Raw genomic sequence first — 23,816 nt, forward strand, 5'->3', positions numbered from 1 at the left:
CGCCGTCGGGTCTTCCGGGTTCGGCGCGGCCTCGGTCACAGGTCCTCCTCGTCGAGCAGATCACGCAGGTTGGTGAGCTTCGTGCGCCAGAACCGCTCGAACGGGTGCAGCCACGTCGTGACTTCCTCCAGCGGCGCGGCTTCGAGGGAGTAGAGGCGGTTGCGCCCGGCTCGTTGCTCGGTGACCAGGCCGGCTTCCCGCAGCACGCGCAGGTGTTCCGACAGGCTGGGCCGGCGCATGTCGAAGCGCTCGGCCAGATCGCCGGCGGCCATGGGGCCGTCGAGCAGCATCCGCAGCACCTCGCGCCGCGCGGGGTTGGCGAGCGCGGCGAAGACGTCGTCGTTGACGGGCACGCCGCTCAGCCCGGCCGGTTGCCGAACGCCGAGGGCTCGAGCAGGCCGACGCCGTTGCCGTCGAGGTCCTGGAACGAGGTCGCGCGGCCCCACGGCATCGCCTGCGGCTCGGGGACCTCGATCCCGTTGTCGCGCAACGCGGCCACGTCGGCGTCGAGGTCGGTGGTGTCGAGCTGGAAGTGCAGCGGGCCGGTGAGCGTGACACCGGAGATCGGGTAGTCGACGAGCACCAGGCCGGTCTGGGCGCCCTTCGGCGCCACCATCACGAACCGGCCGGCCGGGCCGTGGCGATCGACGACGACCTCGAACCCGAGTTTGTCGACGTAGAACTCGCGGGCTTTCGCCTGGTCGGCCACCGGCACGGTGACGAACTGGATGCGGGAGACGGTCATGCCGGAAACAATAGGTAGGATAATTCCTACGTGTCAACCGCGGAGCGCTGCGCCAGGGTGGGTGGGGCTCGACCGGGTACGCGCCCGGGTTCGTCGGGCTGTTCAACGAGGCTCCCGTGCTGACCGAGCTGGCGCGGGCCAGCGCCGCGCGCTACGACGAGATCCCGGCCGGGTTCAGCCGCGTCGGCGGCCTGGAGGTCGCGACCACTGTGGACGGTCTGCGGGATCTGGAGCGACGAGCGACGGCGGCCGAAGCCGCCGGGCTGCCGGCGCGGGTGCTGGATCCGGCGGAGGCGGCCGCGTATGTTCCCGCGCTCGTGGATCCGGTTCGTGCGCTGGCCCGAGCACTACGTCTACGCGCGCGACCACGGCGAGCGCCTGGGACTCGGCACCTACGACCACCGTCCGCTGCCGGTCACGCCCGGCGAGTCCGCCCAACAGGCGTGGGTCACGGAGCAGTTCGACCCGGCCATCGCCACCGCGCTCGCGCTGCTGCCGGAAGCCACGCGCTTCACGCCGGCCGAGCGGCTCAACGGCGTGTTCTCCATGACGCCCGACAACCTGCCGCTGCTGGCCCCGGTCGCGCACGTCGCGGGCCTGTGGCTGGCGGAGGCGATCTGGGTCACGCACGCCGCCGGGTCGGCCGCGGCGCTCGCCGCGTTGCTGCGCGGCGAAGACCCCGGCGTCCCCCACCTCGAGACGCTGCGGCCCGGCCGCTTCGCCGGACAGGACGGCGACGACCTCACCCGCCGCGCGCTGAAGCGCTACCGCGACATCTACGCGACCGCCTGACCCCGAGCTGCGTTCACCCGCGCAGCCGGGAGTTCAGGCGGGCGGCCTGCCGGGTGAGGTGCTCGCGTTCGGGGAGGTTGGGCGCGGCCGCGGCGGCTTCGACGTAGAGCCGGGCCGCGGTAGCGGGGTCGCCGTCGCGTTCGTGGAGGTACGCCGACGCGGCGGTGTGGCGGGGCAGGGCGGGGTCGAGCTCAGCGAGCGCGGCCAGGCCCGCGCGGGGACCGTCGGCCTCCCCGACCGCGACGGCCCGGTTGAGCCGGGCGACCGGGCTGTCGGTGAGGCGCACCAGCTCGTCGTACCACTCGACGATCTGCACCCAGTCGGTCTCTTCGGCCGCCTGCGCGTCGGCGTGCAGCGCGGCGATCGCGGCCTGGGCCTGGAACTCGCCCAGCCGGTCGCGCGTGAGCGCCGCCTGCAGGATGTCGACGCCCTCGGCGATCAGGCCTGTGTCCCACTGGCTGCGGTCCTGGTCGGCCAGCGGCACGAGCCGGCCGTCGGAGCTGGTCCGCGCCGGGCGGCGGGCGTGGTGGAGCAGCATGAGGGCGAGCAGGCCCGCGACCTCCTCGTGGTCGATCCGGGCGGCGAGCTGGCGCGTGAGCCGGATGGCCTCGGCGGCGAGGTCGACGTCGCCGGAGTAGCCCTCGTTGAACACCAGGTACAGCACCCGCAGCACCGTGCCGACGTCGCCGGCCTGGTTCAGGCGCGCACCCGCCACGGTTTTCTTGGCCCGGGTGATGCGCTGGCCCATCGTCACCTCTGGCACGAGGTAGGCCTGCGCGATCTGCCGCGTGGTCAGCCCGCCGACCGCGCGCAACGTGAGCGCGACGGCCGAAGCCGGGGTCAGCGACGGGTGGGTGCACAGGAAGTACAGCTGCAGCGTGTCGTCCGTGACCTCGGTCGGGCCGGGTTCCGGCTCCTCGTCGGCGCGCAGCTCGCGGTCGCGCCGCGAGGAGTCGGCGCGCACGGCGTCGAGGAACTTGCGCCACGCGACGGTGACCAGCCAGCCCTTCGGGTCGCGCGGCGGGTCGTCCGGCCACACGCGCACCGCCTCGACCAGGGCTTCCTGCACCGCGTCCTCGGCCGCCGCGAAATCCGCTCCGCGACGGCCGAGGATCCCGATCACGGCCGGTGTGAGGGCCCGCAGCAGGGTTTCGTCCACCGGTGCCGTCATTCGGTGATGGCGGGGCACTCGCCGTAGAACGGGCGCACCTCGAGCCACTCCTGGGTCGGCTTCCCGCCCGCACCCGGCGACGCGGACAGCTCGCCGGCGAGCTCGACCGCGCGCTCGTGGGTCTCGACGTCGATGATCACCCAGCCGGCGATGAGGTCCTTGGTCTCCGCGAACGGCCCGTCGGTGACCGGCGGCCGGCCCTCGCCGCCGGAGCGGACCCACGTGCCTTCCTGCGACAACGCCTGGCTGTCCACGAACTCGCCGGTGCTTTCGAGCTTGGCCGCGAAGTCACGCAAGTACTGCATGTGGGCCGTGACCTCCTCCGGGGTCCACTGGTCCATCGGCACGTCGTTGCCCGCGGCCGGCGCGCCGCGGTAGTGCTTGAGCAGCAGGTACTTGGCCATCGTCGTTCTCCTTGGTGTGGTCCGGCCCATTCTGGCCGGGTTCGGTACGGGGACGCAGCCGTTCGCGGGTTCTCGACATCCCGCGGCGAAACTTTTTCCGGCTGGGGTTTTCAGGCTTGCTGACACTCGGCGCGCTGCTTGACCAGCTCTTCGACGGCGCTGGGCAGTGTGGTCTCGAAGTCGATGAGCTTCGCCCAGGTCGGGGTCACGACGATGCGGACCATGCCGTCGTAGAGCGAGCGGACCTCGGCCTCCCACTCGACCCGCTGTTCGGCGGTCATCTCGTAGTTGCCGTTCATCTGCAGATACTCCTCGGGGATCCCGTCGACGACGTCGAGCTCGGCGCGGCCCCGGATGAGCAGGATCTTGGGCGGGTGCACCTCGGTGTCGATCGTGAGCGCCACCATCGGGTTGGCCCGCAGGGACGGGAGCTTCGGCGCGTTCTTGGCGGTGCACATGACAATCTCGGTGCCGCTCCAGGTGAACGCGATCGGCACGTTGCGCGGCGTCCCGTCCTGCGCGACGTACGCCAGGCGGGTCAAGTCGCGCGCCAGCAGCTCCTGGCTGAGCGGCCGGTCGAGGATCTCGGTGATCTCACTGCGGTCCACGGGGTTCTCCTCGGTGGTGTCGGTCCGGCCGGTGAGCTTCGGTCTGTTGTCACCGCGGGGACGGAGCCGCGCACGGGTTTCCGACACCCATCGCGAAGTTTTTCGGAACAATCGCAGACCGTGGTTTTCGGCGGAATACGACCACAAAGGGTGACAGAACGAAACGACCTTCCCGCATCGTTCGTCAGGAATCGCCAAACAGGCGGGCACGGCTCACACTATTGAGTGACGCCAGTCACGAGAGGTGTGCACCCATGGTTCTAGGCGACAACGAAGTCAGCCAGTCAGTCCAAGCGTCCACGGGAGACCGTCGAGTGCAAGTGCGGCGAGCGGCGCTCGCCGGGTCGATCGGCACGACGATCGAGTGGTACGACTTTTTCCTCTACAACACGGCAGCGGCACTTGTTTTCCCGCACCTGTTCTTCCCCTCCTCGAGCGGATACGCCGGCGTGATGCAGTCGTTCGCCACCTACGCGGTCGGGTTCGCGGCCCGGCCGGTCGGCGCGGCGATCTTCGGGCACTGGGGCGATCGGCTGGGGCGCAAGGCGACGCTGATCGTCACACTCCTGCTGATGGGCCTGTCCTCGGCGGTGGTGGGGGTGCTGCCGGGGACGGCGTCGATCGGGTTCGCGGCGCCGTTGATCCTGGTGCTGCTGCGACTGATCCAGGGCATCGCGATCGGCGGTGAGTGGAGCGGGTCGGTGCTGCTCGCGATGGAATGGGGTGACCAGCGAAGGCGCGGGCTCCTCGCGAGCTTCGCGCAGATCGGCGTGCCGGTCGGCCTGGTGCTCGGAACCGGTGGCATGACGCTGCTGTCGGCGACGCTGTCGAAAGAGGACTTCGACTCGTGGGGCTGGCGGATCCCGTTCCTGCTGAGTCTGGTGCTCGTGGTCATCGGGCTGGTGATCCGGCTGCGGATCCTCGAGACGCCGATGTTCGCGGCGGTGGTGGCGAACAAGAAGACGTCCAAGGCGCCGGTGAAGGACGCGGTGCGCCACCACTGGCGGGAGATCCTGCTCTCAGCCGGTCTGCGCTTCAGCGAGCAGATGCCGTTCTACCTGTTCACCAGCTTCGTGCTCGTGTACGTGGTGGAGCGTCCTGAGTTCAGCAAGACGTTCGTCCTCAACGCGGTGCTCGTCGGCGCGTTGGCGGAGCTGGTGCTGATCCCGGTGTTCTCCCAGCTCTCCGACCGCATCGGCCGAAAACGGGTGTACCTGACCGGCGCGGTGCTCACGGCGCTGATCGCGTTCCCGTACTTCACGGTGCTGAGCCACGGCGGGCACGCCCTGATCTTCATCGCGGTGATCGTGTCGCTGGTCGCGCACGCGATGCAGTACGGGCCGCAGGCCGCGCTGATCGGCGAGAGCTTCCCGACGCACCTGCGTTACGGCGGCGCCGGCCTCGGGTACCAGCTGGCGTCGGTGTTCGCGGGTGGGCCCGCGCCGCTGCTGGCGACCTGGCTGCTGCACCTGACGGGCACGCCGTACTCGGTGTCGATCTACATCGTGTTGTCCGCGGTGGTCACGATCCTGTGTGTGATCGCGCTGCCGGACCGGTCGAAGGCGAACATCGACGACGTCAGCGTCTACGCCCGCCGCTAGCGACAAAAAGAGGGGCGCCGCACCGGAATCCGGTGCGGCGCCCCTCTTTTCGCGTGATGTGTCAGCGGCGCTGCTGCGGCGGCCCGCCCTGGGGTCCGCCGAACGGGCCCTGCTGCGGGAACGGCCCGCTGCCCGGACCCTGCTGTCCCTGCTGACCCTGCTGGCCGCCGAACTGCTGCGGCGGGCCCTGGTACGGGCCACCCGGCGGCGTGGTCGGGGGCTGCGGCTGCGGGAGCGACGGCGGGTTCTGCTGCTGGACACCCGGCGGCGGCGTGCTGGGCGGCGGCGTGGCCGGGGCCGGCGGTGCGGGCGGCTCTTCTTCCGCCGGTGCCGCCGGAGCCGCGGCTTCCGGTGCCGGGGTGGGTCCACCGAGGGCGCGGCGCGGCGGCGCGGTGTTGAGCGGGCTCGGCACCTCCTTGCGCGCCACGGCTTCTGCGGCGGCGACGGCCTCGGCGACCTTCGGGTCGGTCGAGGTGTCGAACCAGCCGGCGACCTCGTCGTCGTCCAGGTCGGGGCGTTCGGGGGTGTCGTCCTTCGGCGGCTCGTAGCGGAACACGCCGTCGTCGCCGGGGGCGCCGAGCGCGCGGGCGAAGCCTTCGAGGGCCTTGCCGTAGTCGCTCGGGATCATCCAGACCTTGTTCGCGTCGCCCTGCGCCATCTGCGGCAGGGTCTGCAGGTACTGGTAGGCGAGCACCTCGGGCGTCGGGCGGCCGGCCTTGATGGCGGCGAACACCTTCTCGATCGCCTTCGCCTGGCCCTGGGCCTGCAGGTAGCGGGCGGCGCGTTCACCCTGCGCGCGCAGGATGCGGGACTGCCGTTCGGCCTCGGCCGCGAGGATCGCGGCCTGCTTCTGGCCTTCGGCGGAGAGGATCTGGCTCTGCTTCTGGCCTTCCGCCGTCTTGATCGACGACTCCCGCTGACCTTCGGCGGTGAGGATCATCGCGCGCTTCTCCCGGTCGGCGCGCATCTGCTTCTCCATCGAGTCCTGGATCGACGGCGGCGGGTCGATCGCCTTGAGCTCGACCCGCGCGACGCGGATGCCCCAGCGGCCGGTGGCCTCGTCGAGCACGCCGCGCAGCTGGCTGTTGATCGCGTCGCGGGAGGTCAGCGTCTGCTCCAGGCTCATGCCACCGACCACATTGCGGAGTGTGGTGGTGGTGAGCTGCTCGACACCGATGATGTAGTTGGAGATCTCGTAGACCGCGGCGCGCGAGTCGGTGACTTGGAAGTACACGACGGTGTCGATGTTGACCGTCAGGTTGTCCTCGGTGATCACCGGCTGCGGCGGGAACGAGACGACCTGCTCGCGCAGGTCGATCCGGGCGCGGACCTTGTCCAGGAACGGCACCAGGAACGTCAGGCCGGGCGAGGCGACCGTGCGGAACCGGCCGAGTCGCTCGATCACCGCCGACTGGGCCTGCGGCACCACCATGATCGCCTTGACCACCGTGATGATGACGAACAAGATCAGGAGCGCGACCACGACGATCGCAATTGTGGACAAGAGCGTTTCCCCTTACCTAGTACCGTTTTCCGGAGTTCTCGCGATCACGACACGATGTCCACCACGGCGGTGGCGCCGGAGATTTCGACGACGGTGACGCTGGTGCCCGGCGCGATCGGCGGGTGCGACTCGTGCACGGCGCGCGCCGACCAGATCTCTCCCCCGATCTTCACCTGCCCGGCGTCGTAGTCCACTGTGGACACCACGACGGCGCGGGCGCCGATGAGCGCGTCCGTGCCCGTGGGCGTGTGGGAGCCGGCGAGGAAGCGGCGCTTGAGCATGGGGCGGGCCAGCGCCAGCAGCGCGACGGAGCTGACGGCGAACACGGCGACGTCGATGAAGATGTTGCCGGTGATCGCTTCGGAGCCGGCGCCGAGCAGCGCGGCGATGCCGAGCATGATCAACACGAAGTCGCCGGAGATGACTTCCGCGATCATCAGGACGATGCCGATGATCAGCCAGATCAATGCTGCTGCCATGTGCTCATGCTCTCAGATCGCGCCGGTTCGCACCGGGCAAGTGACTCGACGTGACCGACGCGTGACCTTGTCCGAAACCGGGCATACCGGGCTCATTTCGTGCTCATTCCGAGGGCTCGGTGACGAAGTCGATGAGCCGTTCGACGGCGCCGATGAGCGGTGTCTCGAGGTCGCGGAAACTGCTCACGGCGGCCAGGACCCGTTGCCAGCCTTCATAGGTCTCGCCCCAGCCGAGCGCCTCGCAGATGCCGACCTTCCACTCGGTGCCGCGCGGGATCTCCGGCCACGCGCGGATGCCGACGGCGGCAGGTTTCACGGCCTGCCAGATATCCACGTACGGGTGACCGGTCACGAGCACCTGCTCGTCGCGGACCTGTGCGACCAGCCGCGACTCCTTGCTGCCCTTCACGAGGTGATCGACCAGCACGCCGAGGCGGCGGCCGGGCCCGGTGCCGAACTCGGCGATCTTCTCGGCCAGCACGTCGACGCCGTCGAGCGGTTCCACGACGACGCCTTCCACGCGCAGGTCGTGGCCCCACACGCGCTCGACGAGCTCCGCGTCGTGCTTGCCCTCGACCCAGATCCGGGAGTCCCGCGCGACGCGCGCCTGCAGACCCTGCACCTTCACCGACCCGGACGCCGACACCTGCTTGACGGGCGCGGCGGCCTTGCGGACCGGCACGAGCGTGACGGGCTTGCCCTCCAGCAGGAACGCCGCGGGGCCGAGCGGGAACACACGCTGGCGACCCTTGGCATCCTCGAGGACGACGTTGCCGTACTCGATCTTCACGACCGCGCCGCAAAAGCCGCTGGCGGGGTCTTCGACCACGAGCCCCCGTTCGGCCGGGACTTCGGGGATCTTCCGCTTGCGCGGACCCGACAGCACGTCGTCGTACGAATGTGAGCGCACGGCCGAGCACGCTAGTGCGGTTCGTGGGGTGAAGTCCTGCCGCCACGCCGGGCGGCGGCTGATCCTTGACGCGCTTCGGTGGGCCGGAAATGTCGTACCCACGTGCGATTCTTCGGGTTCCTGCCGTTCCCAGGGGAGGTCGAGGTCATGGCGGGTGGGGGGTTCTTCGGGTCGCTGACTGAGGCGGTCGAGGCGCCCGGGCAGTGGTTGGTGCTGGTGACGGGGCTGTTCGCGGCCGCGGTGTCGACGGGGACGTTCGCGTTCCTGACGAGCGAGAAGGATCTGCTGATCGGGCGCGCGAACGTGCTGGGGACGGTGTTCCACGAGAGCGGGCACGCGCTCGCGAGCGTCGTCACCGGCGGTGGGGTGTACCGGATCGCGATCACCAGCGCCGACAGCGGCGCCACGTGGTCGTGGACGCGATCGCTGTGGTCGCGGACCTTGACCTGCGTGGCCGGGTACGCGATGCCGTCGCTGGCTGGGCTCGGTGCCGCCGGGCTGTTGCGGCACGGCTACGCGCCCGCCGTCCTCGCGCTCACCACGCTGGTGATGGTGCTCGTGCTGGTGGTCACGCGTGACCTGATCACCTTCGTCGCGGTCGTCGCGCTCGGGATGGTCACTTTCACCGTCTGGCGGACGGCGCCGGGGTGGGTGCAGAACGCGGTCGCGTACGGCGAGACGTGGCTGTTGCTCACCAGCGAGATCGGCGGGCTGGCCGCGCTCGTGTCCAACCGGGTGCGCCACGGCCTGCGGCACCACACCGACGACGCGGCCGGCCTCGCGGAGCTCACCTCGATCCCGGCGTTCGTGTGGATCGCCGGCTGGTTCGTGGTCATCGGCTGGGCACTGGAGAAGGCGGTGCCGCTCCTGTGGCCGTGACGTGTGGCCGTGACGTGCCGGTTCAGCGGGCCGGCGTGGATTCCTTCGGCGGGGTGCGGGTGCCGTGGAGGGTTTCGGCGAGGTCCGCGTACAGGCGCGGCGCCAGCTCGGCGACGGTGTCGCGGGCTTCGGCGGGCAGGTTGCCGAGTGCGTCCTGGACGGCGCCGGGGTCGCCTTCGTACATCATGATCCCGAGCACGAGCGGGAGCTTCTCGGCGGGGAGCTCGGCCGCGCCCTGGGCGACCATGGTGTCCCACTCCGCGGCGGTGATGTGCTGTTCGATGAGCGGGAGCACGTAGTCCTCTTCCGCGCCGAGGTGTTCGTTCAGCACGGCGATCAGCGGGTCGAGGACGGCCAGCACGGCGTCGCGGTGCGCGGTGTTCGGCTCGGCGCGCCACGCCGCGACGGCGTCGGTGAGGTCGACGCCGAGGAACGCGATGCGTTCGTGGTGGCGCTCCATGCCGTACACGAGCGGGGCGACGTCGGCGGGGCAGCGTTCGAGCAGGTTGGGCCAGATCTCGAGATCTTCGGCGTGATGGTGGTGGTGCAGGATCGTGCTGACGAGCCCGAGGTGGTCGGCGACGAGCGCGGCGCGCTGCGTGTCCCCTTCGGCGACGCCGGCGATCAGCTTCGGCATCAGCCCGAACTCGCGGCGCAGCGCGGTGTGCACCATGCGCATCTCGCGGGTCATCGCGCCGGGAGCCTTCGTTGCGGTCATGTCAGTCCTTCGGCAGCGGGAGCCGGCGCGTGCGCGCGCGGCTCCGCGCGACACGGGGCCCGGGGCGGCGGCGGTTGAACCCGGGGCCGAACAGTGACGAGCGCCACACTCGTTAAGGCAGGAGCGCGAGGACCGCGTCGGTGAAGGGCGTCGGGCCGGTACGGCGCAGGGGTCCCATCGCCATCAGCGGGGCGAGCGCGACGCACCACGCGCGGGTGCGGTCGGGGTCGGGCAGCCGGGCGAGGCCATCGTCGAGCGTGCCGCCGTCGGCGAGCGGGAGGAACGCCCAGTCGACGCCGTCGAGAGCGGGGTCGCCGACGCACGGGCGGGGGTCGATCGCGACGATGCCGCGGGCCGGGCCGGCGTCGAGGACGTTGCCGGGGTGCAGGTCGCCGTGGACGAGGGCGACGGGACCGGTCGTGGCGAGGGTTTCGGCGCGGGTGCGTCCGGCGTGCAGCACGTCGAGCGGCAGGTGCTCTTCCGCCCTGCTGCCGCGCAGCCGGCGTTCGGCGAGGTCGAACATCGCGTGGACGCGCTCGAGCTGGGTCGGGAACGGGCCGTCCGCCGCGACCTCGTGGAGCTGGCCGAGCAGGTCGCGGACCTCGTCCCAGGGAATTTCGGTGCCGGTCAGGGTCGTGCCGGGCACGAGGCCTTCGAGCAGGATCGCACCTGCGGCGAGGTCGGTGTCGAGCAGCTGCACGACCTGCGGCAGACCGGCCCACGCCAGCAAAGCCGTGGCTTCGGCCTGGGCGATCCCGGGATCGGGGCACAGCTTCAGGACATGGGGACCGTCGGGGCCGTCGCACAGCAGCGTCCGGCCGGTGTTGCCCGGGCGCGCTTCCCGGACCGTGAGGTTCCAGCGCTGCGCCAGGCGCGCGACGAGGTCGGGCAGTGCGTCGCACCACGGTCCGACGCCCGCGCCGAACCGGTCGACCAGCCGGGCGCGGGCCGCGGTGTCCAGCGAGTCGCTCAGAAGAGCGGCCAGGGGATCGCGCGCCAGTCGTCGCCGGGTTCGGGGAAGACGCCTTCGGCGAGCAGGAAGTCGGCGCGCTGTGAGAGCGCGCGGACCTCGAAGGTGGTGATGTGCTCGCCGAGGTCGGCGCCGAGCTTGCCGTCGAGGTCGGACCGCAGCTTGCGCAACTTCTCCGCGGTGTCGTCCCCGAGGCGCTCGCCGATCCAGCCCCACAGCACGGTCCGCAGCTTCGGGTCGGTGTGCAGGCAGATGCCGTGGTCGACGCCGTAGACACGGCCGTCGGTGCCCGCGAGCAGATGCCCGCCCTTGCGGTCGGTGTTGTTCACGATGACGTCGAGCACGGCCAGCTCACGCATCCCGGGGTGGTCGGCGTGCACCAGCACCGCCGGGTCGCCGAGGCGGTCGTGGGCGTGCAGCACGGTGCGCCAGCCTTCGGGGACCTCGTCGGGGGCGCAGACGTCGACGACGTCGTCGTCCTCGGCGGTCTCCACCCACAGCTGGACCATGCCGGGCCCGAACGGGCCGTCGCGCAGGACCGTGGGCGGGATGGCGCCGAGGCCGGACGCGTCGGCGATCATCGCGGTCGCGACCTCACGGCCGGCGAGGGTGCCGTCGGGGAAGTCCCACAGCGGCCGCTCCCCCGACACCGGCTTGTAGACCACACGGCCGGTGACGCCGTCGAGCTCGATCGCGCAGAACAGGGTGACGTTGGAGGCGTCGACGAGCCGGCCCTCGACGTCGATGCGGCCGTGGGTGACGAACTCGCGCGCGGCGGGGTCCGTCGGCTCCGGCGGAGTGCTGGCCACCGGCGCCCTCAGTCCTCGGCCACGTCGACGTCGCGGCGGTAGCCGTTCTGCCGCGGGCAGATGTGCCCGGTCGAGTCGAGCGGCTCGCCGCACAGCGGGCACGGCTTGCGCCCGGCGTTGACGACGCGGTCGGCGCGCTCGGCGAAGGCGCGGGCGCCGACCGGGGTGAGGAACACGCGCACGGCGTCGGGACCCTCTTCGGTGTCGTCGAGGACCACGGTCTCGTCGACCTCACCCTCGGTGATCGCGAGGAGCTCGATCACGACGGCGCTGGAGTCGGCGTCCCAGCCGAGACCCATGGTGCCGACGCGGAACTCCTCCTCGACGGGGACCGTGAGGGGGTCGACGTCGAGCTGGTCGTCGGGGACGTCGGTGGGCACGTCCGCGCCGAAGCGGCTGGCGACCTCCTCCAGAAGGGAGCCGAGGCGTTCGGCGAGAACGACGACCTGCTGTTTCTCGATCGTCACGCTGACCGTCCGGACATCTTCCGACGCCTGGAGGTAGAACGTGCGATCGCCGGGCTCGCCGACCGTTCCGGCGACGAACCGGTCGGGCTTGCGGAAGACGTGGATTACGCGAGACATAGCACCCCCGACCCTAGGCCACGGTCGCTTGATCGGCATCCGCCGCCCCTGGTTGATCGGGATTTCGGTGCGGTGCGTGCGGGTGCGGACACGCAGCGGATCGCCGTTAGGCTTTCCGGGTGCCACAGATCTCTGCATACGGAACCTGGACCTCACCCGTTTCGGCGGCGGACGTGGCGGCCGCGGGAGGTGGCGCACAGTGGCCGGCGACCGTGGGTGACGAACTGTGGTGGGCCGAGGCCCGACCGGCCGAAGGTGGCCGCGTGGCGCTCGTGCGCGCGGTGCCGGGTGGCGGGGTCGAGGACGTGGTGCCCGCGCCGTGGAACGTCCGCAACCGGGTGCACGAGTACGGCGGCCGCCCGTGGGTCGCGATCGGTGCCGTCGTGGTTTTCACCCATTGGGCCGATCAGCGGGTGTACGCGTCCGTCGCCGGTGAGGTGACGCCGCTGACGCCGGAGCCGGCCGAGTCGCAGGGCGTGCGCTACAGCGATCTCCGCGCAGGCCTCGCCGGCGAGGTGTGGGCGGTGCGTGAGCGCAGCACCGGGCCGCGCCGCACGGACATTTCCCGCGAGCTCGTGGCCATCCCCCTCGCGGGTGGTGCCGAGCGGGTGCTCGTTGAGGGGCACCGCTTTTTCACGGCGCCGCAGCTCTCGCCCGACGGCGCGCACGCGGCGTGGCTCGCGTGGGATCACCCGGCGATGCCGTGGGACGGCACGGAGCTGTTCGTCGCGCCCGTGGACGGCGACGGGGTGTTCGGTGAGGCCCGCGTGCTGGCCGGTGGCACTGACGTGGCGGTCTGCCAGCTGGAGTGGGAGACGCCGGACCGGCTGCTGGCGCTGCTGGACCCGGACGGCTGGTGGAACCTGCACCGCGTCGGGCTCGACGGGTCGGTGGTGAACCTCGCACCGGTGGAGCAGGAGATCGGCGGTGCCATGTGGAAGCTCGGCGCGAGCTGGTTCGCCCCGCTCGGCGGCGGGCGGCACGCCGTCCTCACGGAGGACGGGTTGGCGGTGCTCGACGAGCACGCCGGTTCGGTGACGCCGGTGGTGCCGGAGCTGAGCGTGTGGTCGACGTCGGGGCTGGCCGCGGTGCCGGGTGGTGTCGCGGGGATCGCCGGGGGCGCGGATCGCGAGAGCGCCGTGGTGCGGGTGGATCTCGAGGCGGGTACGTGGACGGCGCTGACGCCGCAGCCGGCCGACCTGCCGTCGTCGGACTACCTGCCGGTGCCGCAGGAGCGCGTGTTCGCCGCGGCGGACGGTTCGCGGATCCCGGCATTCGTGTTCGGGCCGCGGAACCCGGACTTCACCGGTCCCGAGGGTGAGCGGCCGCCGTTCCTGGTCCACGTGCACGGCGGGCCGACCGGGCGCAGCGACGCGGCGCTGGACCTGACGATCGCGTACTTCACCAGCCGCGGCATCGGCGTGGTGGCCGTGAACTACGGCGGCTCGACCGGCTACGGGCGGGCGTTCCGGGAGCGGCTGCGCGAGCAGTGGGGTGTGGTGGACGTCGGCGATTGCGTGGCGGTGGCCGAGGCGCTCGTGGCCGAGGGCGCCGCCGACGGCGCGCGGCTGGGGATCCGGGGCGGCAGTGCGGGCGGGTTCACGTCGGCGGCGTCGATCACGATGACCCGCACGTACGCGGCCGCGACGGTGAAGTTCCCGATCCTGGACCTCGCCACGTGGACGGGCGCGGGCGGCGAGACGCACGACTTCGAGTCGCAGTACCTCGTGGGGCTGGTCGGGCCGTACCCGGAGACCGAGGAGCGCTACCGGGAGCGCTCGCCGATCACGCACGCGGGTTCGCTGGCGGGGCCGGTGCTGTTCCTGCAGGGGCTGGAGGACCAGATCTGCCCGCCGGAGCAGGCGGACCGGTTCGTCGCCGGGCTGGCCGGCAGCGGCGTCGGCCACGCCTACCTGCGGTTCCCGGGTGAGCAGCACGGGTTCCGGCGGGCGGAGACGATCGTGACGGCGCTGGAGGCCGAGCTGTCGTTCTACGGCCAGGTGTTCGGGTTCGCGACGCCGGACGTGGCGAAGCTGGAGCTGTCCCGATGAGACCACCGCGGCTGGCGCCCGGGGACACGGTGGCGCTGGTGGCGCCGTCCGGTCCCGTGGCGCCGGACCTGCTCGACGCGGCGCTCCCGGTGCTGCGCGGCTGGGGCGTGAAGGTGCGGGTCGGCGAGGCGGTGCACGGCTCGACGTCGGGCTACCTGTCGGCGCCGGACCAGGTGCGGGCCGCGGAGTTCACGGCCGCGTGGCTCGACCCGGAGGTCTCGTGCGTACTCGCGGCCCGCGGCGGGTACGGCTCGCAGCGGATGCTCGACCTGATCGACTGGGCGGCGTTGCGGGCTGCCGGCCCGAAGGTGCTGGCGGGCTCGTCCGACGTGACGGCGCTGCACCGCGCCGTGGCCACGCACCTGGACCTGGACACGCTGTTCTCGCCGATGCCCGCTTCGGTCTTGTTCGACGAGACCGCGGCCGAGCACCTGCGCCGCACGCTGTTCGAACCGGAGCGCACGCGTGTGCTGCGGGCACCGGAGGCGGACGTGCTCGTGCCGGGCCGCGCGTCGGGGGTGCTGGTGGGCGGGAACCTGTCGCTGCTCGCGGCTGGGCTCGGCACGGCCGAGCAGGGGTCGGCCGAGGACGGGATCGTGCTGCTGGAGGACGTGACCGAGAGCGTCTACCGGATCGACCGGATGCTGACGCAGCTGCTGCGCTCGGGCTGGTTCGCCGGGGCGCGGGGCGTGGTGCTGGGTTCGTGGGCCGCGTGCGGCGACCCAGCCGAGATCCGGTCGCTGGTGCTGGACCGCTTGACGCCTTTGGGGATCCCCGTGCTGGGCGACTTCGGGTTCGGCCACGTGGCGTCGTCGCCGACCTTGCCACTGGGCGCGCGGGCTTCGCTGGACACGGAGCTGGGCACGCTGACTCTCGACTCCCCCGCGCTGGCCTGATCATGCGGCTTTCCGGTTTTGAGGCTCGCACCAGATTTGCCGCCGCTCGGGTGGCCCGCCTGGCGACCGTCTCGGCTGCCGGCGTCCCGCACCTGGTACCGGTGACCTTCGCGGTGTCCGGCGACGAGATCGCCTTCGCCGTGGACCACAAACCGAAGTCGACGACCTCGTTGCGACGCCTGGCGAACATCGCGGAGAACCCGTCGGTGTCCTTCCTGGTTGACGCCTACTCCGACGACTGGTCCCAGCTGTGGTGGGCGCGGGCGGACGGCGTCGCGCGCGTGCTGGATCCGGCCGCGCGGGCCGAGCCGGTGTCGTGGCTGGTGGCGAAGTACCCGCAGTACGCCGAGCGCCCGCCGGAGCACGCCGTGATCCTCACGACCGTCCGTTCGTGGCACGGCTGGTCCTTCGCATAACGGTGTGACGACGGCGGCTGCCGATCGCTGGGTGATCGACGATCTTGCTGCCGACCGGGTTCGCGCTGGAGACGGCGGCCCAGTCGATCATCAGCGTCGTGTACCCGAAGAAGCTCATCGTCGCGTGCAAGAACGTGGCGATGGAGTCGTGGGACAAGGCCGTTTCAAGGTGGACGAAACCTTCTCCGCCCCCGCTCTCCCTGGGGTCGACGCGCAGTACGGGTTCTGCGGCGCCGCCACCGACGCGCCCGATGCTCGCAAGTGCTTTCTGTTCCTCGCGCACGGCGATCGGGCAGAGGCCCTCCAATCCAGCGAAGTGAACGACGAGGGATTGAAACCCGGCAAGGCGAAGAAGAGCCTGCTGACCACGCTGCCGATGTTCGCCGGGGCCTTCACGAAGGACCGGTAACGATCACCGGGTGATCGACGATCTTGGTGCGTGCACAGACGGATTTTGTGGAAAACGGCGGTGGTGTCCGGTCTCGCGGTCCTGGTCGCGGGGTGTTCGTCCGGTGCGGCGACGCCGCCGCCCAGCGTGATGCCGAAGGCGCCGCCCGTGTCGAGCAGTGCGCCGCCTTCGCCGGTGGTGCATCCGCCGACCTTGGAGCGGCTGCTGCCGACCGACGACGAACTGGCGAAGGTCGGGCAGGACGAGTACGTGCAGCCGGTCGAGTACATCATCGGCGAGACCACGCCGTTGCGGCTGGTGAATGCCTGCGGTGCGGCGCAGCCGTGGGACGCGAAAGCCAAGCTGGGCGCCCAGGCGCATTCGAGCGATCGCAGCGGGGAGATCGCGCAGCTCGTGGCCGAGTACGACGGTTACACCGGTGCTCAGGTCGTGGATGGCGTGAAAAAGGCGCTCGCCTGTGGCCACGTGACGGTGCAGCACCTTGATTTCGCGTCGGTCAGCGAGTTCACGGCGCCGAAGGTGGCGGATGCGCAGTACGGGTTCTGCGCGGCGCCGACCGAACCCATCGGGGTGCGGATCTGCGTGCTGGTGCTGGGCAAGGGTGATCGTGCCGAGGCGCTCGTGTTCAAGAACATCGACTGGGTCGACAAGGCGGGCCAGTCCGTGTTGAAGAAAGTCGCCCCGGTGTTCGCCGAGGCGCTCGCGCGGTCTTAGTCCTGGGAAGCAGGGGAAGCAGCAGGAGCTGCGGGGAGGAACTTCTCTTCCCGCGGTCGCCGCCACGCCGCGATGAGGCCCAGCGGGTCCGGGCGCAGCAGCGACGCGGCCGCGTAGAGGCTCACCACCACGACGATCGCGATGAACCACCAGTCGTACAGGGCCTGCTCGCCGGTCGGGTAGTACACGAGGGTCACGAAGACCGACACGGCGACCACGGCGGAGAGGTTGCGGCGTCCCCAGGGGAACGCGGAAATCAGCACGAAGCCCCATGTGAGGTACCACGGCAGGGTGGGCGGCATGAGGATCGCGACGGCCAGCAGGGTGATCGCGGCGCGGTACACGGCCTTGGCGCCGCCTTCGCGGGCGAGCCACCACTGGCGGATGCCGAAGGCGGCGAGGCCGAGCATGGCGATCGCGCGGGCGACGGTGACGAACGGCGAGGCCTGGACGTTGGCGACGAGGTGCACGAGGTTGTACACGGCTTCGCCGATGCCGGTCGGGAAGTTGAGCCAGTTGGCGATGAGCTGGGGCGCCGCGAGGCCCGACCACCAGCCGAGGTTGAGCGAGCCCAGTGAGAGCCACGTGCCGGCGACGAACACGGGCAGGAAAAGCCCGACGGACGCGGCGCCGGCCTTGAAGAAGTTCTTGACCTTCGACTCGCCGGTCATGTTCGCGGCCCACATCCACACGAGGAAGGGCAGCGCGACGGCGGCGGTCGGTTTGATCAGCATGCCGATGGTGACGAGCACGACGGCGACGATGTACTTGCGTTCGAGCGCGGCGAGGACGCCGGTGGTGAGGAACCCGAGCATCATGAGGTCGTTGTGCGGGCCGCCGAAGAGGTGGATGACCATCATCGGGCTGGCGACCGCGAGCCACAGCGCCACGGGCAGCTTGCCGCCGAGGTGCTTCACGAGCCGCGGCAGCGCCCACAGGGTCATGCCGAGGCCGACGAGCAGCACGACGCGGGTGAGGATCACGCCGGCGATCATGTTGTCCTGCGTGATGGACACGATGCCCTTGGAGATCAGCAGGAACAGCGGCCCGTACGGGGCGGGCGTGGTCTGCCACAGCGGGTGGACGTTCTGCACCACGTTGGGGAGCACGTCGAGCTCGGCGGGGCCGTTGGCGTACGGGTCGAGCCCGTAGAGCAGCTGCGCGCCCTGGCCGAGGTAGGAGAAGACGTCGCGGGTGAACAGCGGCGGCGACACCAGCAGGGGCGCCATCCAGCACAGCGCGGCGATGAGGATCGGTTTGCTGCCGATGCGGCCGGCGAGCACGTAGCGGCCGAGGCGGACCCAGGCCCAGACGACGAGCGCGAAGCCGAGGTAGAGCAGTGCGTTGGCGAGCGCGCGGCCGTGGCCGTAGCGGATCCACGAGAGGGGCCCGTGGCCGAGGACGGGGTCGCGGATCAGGATCCCGCCGGCGCCGAGCGCGGCGAGCATGAGCAGCGTGGTCCCGATGGTGCCCATCGCGATCGTGCGGTATGGGAACCGCGAGGGCGTGAGGAATCGCGCGTCCGGGGCGCTGATCGCGGACGGCTGCGCGGAGTCGGTGGTGGTCGCCATTTCGATCCAGGAGATTACCGGGTGAATCTTCGCCTCACCGCACGGGCTCCCGCTCCGATGCCATTTCGCGCACCTGTTCGGATGGCCGGCGTGCGGTCCGGGTGAATCTTCCGCCCGTGGGTGGTGAACGTCGGTTTTTCCGGAAGCTGTCCGGAACGCTCAGCTGCCGCTGGTCGCGCGCTGGGCCGTGCCGCCGGGCAGGGCGGCGAGCAGGGAGCGCGTGTACTCGTGCCGGGGGTCGAGCAGGACCTGTTCGACGGTGCCCGTTTCGACGAGCTCGCCCCGGTACATCACGGCGACGCGGTCGGCGATGTTCCAGGCCAGGCCCAGGTCGTGAGTGATCACGAGCCCGGCGAGGCCGAGCTCGCGCCGCAGCCGCAGCAGCAGCGCGAGGATCTCGCCGCGCACGGACGCGTCGAGCGAGGCGACGGGTTCGTCGGCCACGAGCACGGCGGGTTCGAGCGCGAGGGCACCGGCGATGACCACGCGCTGGCGCTGGCCGCCGGAGAGCTCGTGGGGCAGGCGGTCGAGGAACTTCTCCGGGGGCCGCAGCTCCGCCGCCTCCAGGGCCTTGAGCACGGTCTCGCGTTCGGCGGGCAGGCCGTGGATGCGCGGGCCTTCCGCGACGGCTTCGTAGACGGTGTGGGCCGGGTTGAGCGCGCTGGTGGGGTCCTGCAGCACGAGCTGGACCTTGCGCCGGTACGCGCGCAGCGCGGCGCCCCCGGCGGGGATGGGTTTGCCGTCGTGGCGGACCGCGCCGGAGTCGGCTTTCTGCAGGCCGAGCAGTGTGCGCGCGAGCGTGGTCTTGCCGGAGCCGGACTGGCCGACCAAGGCCACGATCTCGTCGCGGCGCACGGTGAGGTCGACGCCGTTGACGGCGTGGATGCGCTTGCCGGTGCGGTCGCGGAAGCTCACGTGGAGGTTCTCGGCTTCGAGCGGCGGCGTGTCGTCGGGCCCGGCGCGGTGTTCGGGTTCGGGGGGCAGCGGGGTGCTGGTGGCCGGGGCGAAGCGGGACACGGGGTCGCCGACGGTGGGGAACGCGGCGGCAAGCGCGCGGCTGTGTTCGTGGTGCGGGTCGGCCATGAGCTCGGCGCTGGGGCGTTCTTCGACGAGCTGCCCGTCGTACATCACGGCGATGCGGTCGCAGGTGGCAGCGAGCACGGACAGGTCATGGCTGATCATGACGAGCCCGATGTCCTGTTCGGCCACGAGCTTCGACAGCAACGCCAGCACCTGGGCCTGCACGATCACGTCGAGCGCGGTGGTCGGCTCGTCGGCGATCACCAGGCGGGGTGAGCAGGCCAGGGCCATCGCGATCATCACGCGCTGCTTCTGCCCGCCGGACAGCTCGTGCGGGTAGGCGCCGGCGCGCGAGGTCGGCAGGTCCACCTGTTCGAGCAGCTCGGCGACGCGGGCCTTCACCTGGGTCTCGCTGAGCGCGCCGGTCTCGGGTGGGTGCAGGCGCAGGGGTTCGGCGATCTGCTCGCCGACGCGGCGCACGGGGTTGAGCGCGTGCATGGCGCCCTGGAACACCACCGACGCCTCGGCCCAGCGCACGGTGCGCAACCGGCCCCAGCGCATGGTGCTCACGTCTTCGCCGTCGAGCAGGATTTCACCGGTCACGTTGGCGCTGCGCGGGAGCAGCCGCAGGACACTCATGGCGACGGTGGACTTGCCCGAGCCGGACTCCCCCGCCACGCCGAGCGTGCCGCCCGCTTCGAGACGCAGGTCGACGCCGCGGACGGCGGGGATGTCGCCGCCGCCGGTGCGGTAGGTGACGCCGAGGTTCTTGAGTTCGAGCAGGGCGGTCACTGGTGTTGTCCTTTGAGCCTCGGGTTCAGCACCGTCTCCAGCCCGCGCCCGACCAGGGTGAAAAACAGCACGACGAGCACGATCGCGATGCCCGGCGGTAGCAGGTTCCACCAGGCTCCGCGGGTGACGGCCCCGGTGGAGAGGGCGGTCTGGAGCATCGCGCCCCAGGAGATGGCGTTCGGGTCGCCGACGCCGAGGAACGCCAGGGTCGCGTCGGCGATCACGGCGTTGCCGACGACCAGGGTGGTGTTGGCGAGCACGAGCGGCAGCACGCCGGGCAGCACGTGCCGGCCGATGACGTGGAGGTGGCCGCCGCCGAGAGCACGGGCGCGCTCGATGTAGGGGCGGCTCTCGATGGTGAGGGTCTGGGCGCGTACGAGCCGGGCGGTGCTGGGCCAGGCGGTGAGGCCGATGGCGAGGATGATCGTGCGCGGGCTCTGCGGCAGCACCGCCGAGAGCGCGATCGCGAGGATCAGCGAGGGCAGCACGAGGAAGAAGTCGGTGAATCGCAGCAGGATCGCCGAGAACCAGCCGCCGAAGTGCGCGGCGGCGATGCCGACGATCGCACCGATCAGCACGCTCAGCACGGTGGCGGAGAATCCGACGAGCAGCGAGAGCCGGGTGCCCCAGATCGTCATGAGCAGCACGGAGCGGCCGTCGATGTCGGTGCCGAGCCAGAACTGCCCGTCCGGTGGGCTGAGGGGACGGCCGGTGGCCTTGGTGACGTCGAGACCGTCGGAGTCGCTGATCAGGGGTAGCAGGATCGCGACGACGACGGTCACGGCGAGCAGGCAGAAACCGATCAGCGCACCCTTCTGGGTGGCGAAGTCGCGCCAAGTGCGCGCGACCGCCGCGCGCCGCCGGCGCCAGGTGATGGCGCGCGAGGTCTCGGTCGGGGCGGAGGTGGTCATGCGGTGCGCACCCTCGGGTCGAGTACGCGGTAGAGCAGTTCCGCGAACAGGTTCATCAGGACCACGGCGCTCGCCAGCACGACGAGCACGCCTTGCAGCACCGGGAGGTCGGGCCCGTGGATCGCGTCGTAGGTGAGCTGCCCGAGACCGGGCCAGGAGAACACGGCCTCGACGGTGACGGCGCCGGAGACGACCATGCCGAACTGCATGAACACCAGCGTCACGGTGGGCAGCAGCGCGTTGGGCACGGCGTGGCGGCGGCGCACGAGGTCCTCGCGCAGGCCTTTGGCGCGGGCGGTGGTGAGGTAGTCGGCGTTCATCTCCCCCAGCAACGACGAGCGCATCACCAGCATGTACTGCGCGTAGAAGACCACTAGCAGGGTCACGCACGGCAGGATCAGGTGGTGCAGCACGTCGAGCGTCTGCGGGAGGAAGCCGGGTGCCGCGTCGGGTGAGTGCATGCCGCGGCTGGGGAACAGGCCGCCGGTGGCGACGAGCAGGATCAGGCCGAGCCAGAATTGCGGGACCGACCACAACGTCAGGGCGATGCCGGTCTGGGCGCGGTCGAAGAAGCTGTTTCGCTTCCACGCGGCGCGGATGCCGAGCCACAAGCCGATCGCGACGGCCAGCACGGTGGCGCTGCCGACGAGCAGCACGGTGGGCCAGAGGCGTTCGCCGATCATGTCGAGCACGGGCCGGCGTTCGATGTAGGACTCGCCGAAGTCGCCGCGGAACAGGCCGGTGAAGTAGTCCCAGAACTGCGTGAGCATGGGCTTGTCGATGCCGAGGCGGTCGCGCAGTTCGGCGATCTGGGCGGGGTCGGTGGGGCGTTCGCGGACCATGAACGCCACCGGGTCGCCCGGCAGGAGCCGGAACAGCAGGAAGCCCAGCACGATCACGAGCAGGATGCTAGCGACGGCTTCGGCGACCTTGGTCAGGACGAAGCGGAGGGTCCCGGTGCCGCTTCGCTGCTCGTCGGGGTCGACGAGCAGCGAAGCCGGGTCCGAAGGGGAAAATGCCTGCGTCAAGAGGATTACTCCCGGTCGTCCGCGGCTTTGCCGCGCCGGCCGAGCAGGACGCCGCCGCCGACGAGCACCACGACCACGACCGCGCCGAGCACGATCCACAGCACGGTGTTCGAGCCGCCGCTCTCGGCGGCGGTGTTCTCCGTGCCGGCGGGGACGGCGCCGTAGACGCCCCAGTAGCCGGTCTGCTCCAGGATCGAGCCCTGGGGCTGCGGCTGGGTCTGGAAGCCGGAGAACTTGTCGGAGCGGTAGGCCTCGAGCGCGTTGTCGTAGTCGAGGACGACGTTCACGGCCTGGCTGTAGAGGCGCGCCTGGGCCTGCTTGACGTAGCCGGCGCGGGTGGCCGGGTCGGTGTCGGTGAGCTGCTGCTTGTAGAACCCGTCGTAGGTCGGGTCGCAGAAGAAGGTGTCGGTGGTGGCGCCCTTGCCCTCGGCGTTGGGCCGCGAGGCGCAGGTGTGCAGCGCGAGCGCGTAGTCCGGGTCGGGGTTGGTGGCGTAGCCGGAGATCACGAGGTCGTAGTTGCCGGCGGTGGTGCGGTCGTTGAGCTCTTCGTCGGAGACGAGCTCCTGCTTGACCGAGATGCCGATCTGCTGCAGCCAGCCCGTGACGTACTGCGCGGTGCGCTGGTCGAACGCGCGGTTGGCGTGGCCGGTGAGGCGCAGCTCGAGGCGCGCGCCACCCGGGGCGATCCGGACGCCGTCCGGGCCCTTGGTGTAGCCGGCCTGGTCCAGCGCCGCGTTGGCGGCGGCGAGGTCGAACTTGCGGGCCTCAGTCGGTGCGGGATCCCAGTGGTAGGCGGAGTAGATCGGCGGGATGACGCCTCCGCCGAGCTGGCCGTAGCCCCCCATGACCTTGTCCACGATGGTCTTGGTGTCGATGCTCTGGGCGATGGCCTGTCGCAGGCGGAGGTCCTTCAGCACGGGGTTGCCGTTGCCGATGGGCTTGTTGTTCACGTCTTCGACGCCGAAGTTGATGTTGATCTCGTTGTAGCGGCGCCCGGGTGCCTTGTTGGTGGCGATGTTCGGCTGGCCCGCGAGGGCGTCGAACTGGGTCGGGGTGAGCCGGTTGATCACGTCGACCTCGCCCTGCTTGAGGGCGTTGACGGCGGCCTCGACGTCCTTGAACACGAGCAGCTGCAGCTCGTCGACCTTGGGCGCGCCGCGCCAGTAGGACGTGTTGGCCTTGAACTTCACGTACTCGTTCTGCTTGTACTCGGTGAGTTGGTACGGGCCGTCGCTCACGCCGACCACGGACAGGTCGTCGGTCTTCGGGTCGTTGAGGTCCTTGATCGGCGCCCAGATGTGCTCGGGCACGATCGGCACGTCGAGCAGGTCCATGGTGGCCTGCACGGCCTTCGTCTTGATCACCAGCGTCGTGTCGTCCGGCGCGGCGACGCTCTGGAAGTTGGCGACGTAGTTGCCGTTCGCGGTGCGCGCGGTCTCGTCGTCGAGCATGCGCTGGAAGGTGAACGCCGCATCCTTGGCCGTGACAGGCTGCCCGTCGGACCACTTCACGCCCTGGCGGATCTTGAACGTCCAGGTGAGCTTGTCGGGCGAGGTCGTCCACGACTCCGCGAGCGCGGGCGAGGCTTCGGCCTTGTCCGCGCTCGGGATGGTGAGGAACTCGTAGATGAACCGGCCGACCTGCGTCGACGCCGCGAGCGACGCCGTGAACGGGTTCAGGTGATCGATCCCGGTCGTGAGCGCCACCCGCAGCACTTTCGGCTGCGCCGGCTGCTGCGCCGCGGCGGTGCCCGCCAGCGGCAAAATCGCCATGGTTCCCGCGGCCAGAACCGCGATGACGCGGTTCACCCCGCGCCGAACGTGCTTGATCCGCA

General features: G+C 70.9%; 25 protein-coding genes. 8 read left to right on the forward strand and 17 right to left on the reverse strand.

The window, feature by feature from the left end:
• Positions 1-35 precede the first annotated feature (35 nt).
• Together AB0H62_RS28110 and AB0H62_RS28115 are read right to left on the reverse strand one after the other, a co-directional pair.
• A complete protein-coding gene (locus AB0H62_RS28110; RefSeq protein WP_220240699.1) occupies positions 36-353 on the reverse strand; it encodes a metalloregulator ArsR/SmtB family transcription factor in 318 nt (105 codons plus the stop codon).
• 5 nt (positions 354-358) lie between these two features.
• On the reverse strand, positions 359-745 hold the full coding sequence (locus AB0H62_RS28115; protein WP_220240698.1) for a VOC family protein: 387 nt from the start codon (positions 743-745) through the stop codon (positions 359-361).
• A gap of 303 nt (positions 746-1,048) precedes the next feature.
• Between AB0H62_RS28115 and AB0H62_RS28120 the strand changes: the two genes are divergently transcribed.
• Positions 1,049-1,537, forward strand: coding sequence for a hypothetical protein (locus tag AB0H62_RS28120; protein WP_360589193.1), 489 nt, complete (start codon positions 1,049-1,051; stop codon positions 1,535-1,537).
• A 13-nt stretch (positions 1,538-1,550) separates the two neighbouring features.
• On the opposite strand, the gene AB0H62_RS28125 is transcribed toward AB0H62_RS28120, so the two are convergent.
• From AB0H62_RS28125 to AB0H62_RS28135, 3 genes are all read right to left on the reverse strand, one after another.
• Positions 1,551-2,708: a DUF6596 domain-containing protein gene (locus AB0H62_RS28125; protein WP_360589195.1), complete on the reverse strand. Its 1,158-nt coding sequence runs from the start codon at positions 2,706-2,708 to the stop codon at positions 1,551-1,553.
• Positions 2,705-3,112, reverse strand: coding sequence for a YciI family protein (locus tag AB0H62_RS28130; protein WP_360589197.1), 408 nt, complete (start codon positions 3,110-3,112; stop codon positions 2,705-2,707). Before AB0H62_RS28130 ends, AB0H62_RS28125 begins: the two co-directional genes overlap by 4 nt.
• Positions 3,113-3,222: 110 nt before the next feature.
• Positions 3,223-3,720, reverse strand: a complete 498-nt coding sequence (locus AB0H62_RS28135; RefSeq protein WP_360589199.1) for a pyridoxamine 5'-phosphate oxidase family protein — start codon at positions 3,718-3,720, stop codon at positions 3,223-3,225.
• A 254-nt stretch (positions 3,721-3,974) separates the two neighbouring features.
• Between AB0H62_RS28135 and AB0H62_RS28140 the strand changes: the two genes are divergently transcribed.
• Entirely contained in the window at positions 3,975-5,321 is a 1,347-nt protein-coding gene (locus AB0H62_RS28140; RefSeq protein ID WP_220240694.1) for an MFS transporter, read from the forward strand.
• A 61-nt stretch (positions 5,322-5,382) separates the two neighbouring features.
• Here the strand turns inward: AB0H62_RS28140 and AB0H62_RS28145 are convergent, their stop codons facing one another.
• From AB0H62_RS28145 to AB0H62_RS28155, 3 genes are all read right to left on the reverse strand, one after another.
• On the reverse strand, positions 5,383-6,816 hold the full coding sequence (locus AB0H62_RS28145) for an SPFH domain-containing protein (RefSeq protein ID WP_360589500.1): 1,434 nt from the start codon (positions 6,814-6,816) through the stop codon (positions 5,383-5,385).
• Positions 6,817-6,869: 53 nt separating this feature from the next.
• The gene (locus AB0H62_RS28150) at positions 6,870-7,304 is read right to left on the reverse strand and encodes an NfeD family protein (RefSeq protein ID WP_220240693.1); all 435 of its coding nucleotides are present in this window, start codon (positions 7,302-7,304) and stop codon (positions 6,870-6,872) included.
• Positions 7,305-7,407: 103 nt separating this feature from the next.
• A complete protein-coding gene (locus tag AB0H62_RS28155) occupies positions 7,408-8,214 on the reverse strand; it encodes a DUF3097 domain-containing protein (RefSeq protein ID WP_360589202.1) in 807 nt (268 codons plus the stop codon).
• A 102-nt stretch (positions 8,215-8,316) separates the two neighbouring features.
• Here AB0H62_RS28155 and AB0H62_RS28160 point away from each other — a divergent pair, with 102 nt between their 5' ends.
• The gene (locus tag AB0H62_RS28160) at positions 8,317-9,093 is read left to right on the forward strand and encodes a M50 family metallopeptidase (RefSeq protein WP_360589204.1); all 777 of its coding nucleotides are present in this window, start codon (positions 8,317-8,319) and stop codon (positions 9,091-9,093) included.
• A 22-nt stretch (positions 9,094-9,115) separates the two neighbouring features.
• Here AB0H62_RS28160 and AB0H62_RS28165 read toward each other — a convergent pair whose 3' ends face one another.
• The 4 genes from AB0H62_RS28165 to AB0H62_RS28180 form a co-directional block, all read right to left on the reverse strand.
• Positions 9,116-9,811, reverse strand: a complete 696-nt coding sequence (locus tag AB0H62_RS28165; RefSeq protein ID WP_220240691.1) for a hemerythrin domain-containing protein — start codon at positions 9,809-9,811, stop codon at positions 9,116-9,118.
• A 112-nt stretch (positions 9,812-9,923) separates the two neighbouring features.
• On the reverse strand, positions 9,924-10,811 hold the full coding sequence (locus AB0H62_RS28170; protein WP_360589502.1) for a phosphotransferase: 888 nt from the start codon (positions 10,809-10,811) through the stop codon (positions 9,924-9,926).
• Complete coding sequence (locus tag AB0H62_RS28175) at positions 10,781-11,590, reverse strand: SCO1664 family protein (RefSeq protein WP_360589206.1); 810 nt, start codon at positions 11,588-11,590, stop codon at positions 10,781-10,783. Before AB0H62_RS28175 ends, AB0H62_RS28170 begins: the two co-directional genes overlap by 31 nt.
• 8 nt (positions 11,591-11,598) lie before the next feature.
• Positions 11,599-12,174 (reverse strand): DUF3090 domain-containing protein, encoded by a 576-nt coding sequence (locus AB0H62_RS28180; RefSeq protein WP_220240689.1) that lies wholly within the window; start codon positions 12,172-12,174, stop codon positions 11,599-11,601.
• Between the two features lie 119 nt (positions 12,175-12,293).
• Between AB0H62_RS28180 and AB0H62_RS28185 the strand changes: the two genes are divergently transcribed.
• The 5 genes from AB0H62_RS28185 to AB0H62_RS28205 are packed head-to-tail and all read left to right on the forward strand — an operon-like array spanning position 12,294 to position 16,660.
• Complete coding sequence (locus tag AB0H62_RS28185; RefSeq protein ID WP_360589208.1) at positions 12,294-14,225, forward strand: prolyl oligopeptidase family serine peptidase; 1,932 nt, start codon at positions 12,294-12,296, stop codon at positions 14,223-14,225.
• Complete coding sequence (locus tag AB0H62_RS28190; protein WP_360589210.1) at positions 14,222-15,121, forward strand: LD-carboxypeptidase; 900 nt, start codon at positions 14,222-14,224, stop codon at positions 15,119-15,121. The genes AB0H62_RS28185 and AB0H62_RS28190 overlap by 4 nt, the downstream gene beginning before the upstream one ends.
• 2 nt (positions 15,122-15,123) lie before the next feature.
• On the forward strand, positions 15,124-15,537 hold the full coding sequence (locus AB0H62_RS28195) for a TIGR03668 family PPOX class F420-dependent oxidoreductase (protein ID WP_220240686.1): 414 nt from the start codon (positions 15,124-15,126) through the stop codon (positions 15,535-15,537).
• A 4-nt stretch (positions 15,538-15,541) separates the two neighbouring features.
• On the forward strand, positions 15,542-15,946 hold the full coding sequence (locus tag AB0H62_RS28200) for a hypothetical protein (RefSeq protein WP_360589213.1): 405 nt from the start codon (positions 15,542-15,544) through the stop codon (positions 15,944-15,946).
• A 30-nt stretch (positions 15,947-15,976) separates the two neighbouring features.
• Positions 15,977-16,660 (forward strand): hypothetical protein, encoded by a 684-nt coding sequence (locus AB0H62_RS28205; RefSeq protein ID WP_360589215.1) that lies wholly within the window; start codon positions 15,977-15,979, stop codon positions 16,658-16,660.
• Here AB0H62_RS28205 and mptB read toward each other — a convergent pair.
• The 5 genes from mptB to AB0H62_RS28230 all read right to left on the reverse strand — a co-directional run bounded on the left by mptB (position 16,657) and on the right by AB0H62_RS28230 (position 23,754).
• Entirely contained in the window at positions 16,657-18,231 is a 1,575-nt protein-coding gene (gene mptB, locus AB0H62_RS28210; protein ID WP_360589217.1) for a polyprenol phosphomannose-dependent alpha 1,6 mannosyltransferase MptB, read from the reverse strand. The two genes, AB0H62_RS28205 and mptB, sit on opposite strands and share 4 nt — an antisense overlap.
• A gap of 159 nt (positions 18,232-18,390) precedes the next feature.
• Entirely contained in the window at positions 18,391-20,043 is a 1,653-nt protein-coding gene (locus tag AB0H62_RS28215; protein WP_360589219.1) for an ABC transporter ATP-binding protein, read from the reverse strand.
• Positions 20,040-20,954 carry an ABC transporter permease gene (locus AB0H62_RS28220; protein WP_220240681.1) on the reverse strand — a complete coding sequence of 305 codons (915 nt, stop codon included), beginning with the start codon at positions 20,952-20,954 and terminating at the stop codon, positions 20,040-20,042. Before AB0H62_RS28220 ends, AB0H62_RS28215 begins: the two co-directional genes overlap by 4 nt.
• Complete coding sequence (locus AB0H62_RS28225; RefSeq protein WP_220240680.1) at positions 20,951-21,982, reverse strand: ABC transporter permease; 1,032 nt, start codon at positions 21,980-21,982, stop codon at positions 20,951-20,953. Before AB0H62_RS28225 ends, AB0H62_RS28220 begins: the two co-directional genes overlap by 4 nt.
• Before the next feature lie 5 nt (positions 21,983-21,987).
• Entirely contained in the window at positions 21,988-23,754 is a 1,767-nt protein-coding gene (locus AB0H62_RS28230; protein ID WP_255638847.1) for an ABC transporter substrate-binding protein, read from the reverse strand.
• Between the last annotated feature and the right edge of the window lie 62 nt (positions 23,755-23,816).

Source organism: Amycolatopsis sp. NPDC050768 (assembly GCF_040654155.1).
GTDB lineage: Bacteria > Actinomycetota > Actinomycetes > Mycobacteriales > Pseudonocardiaceae > Amycolatopsis.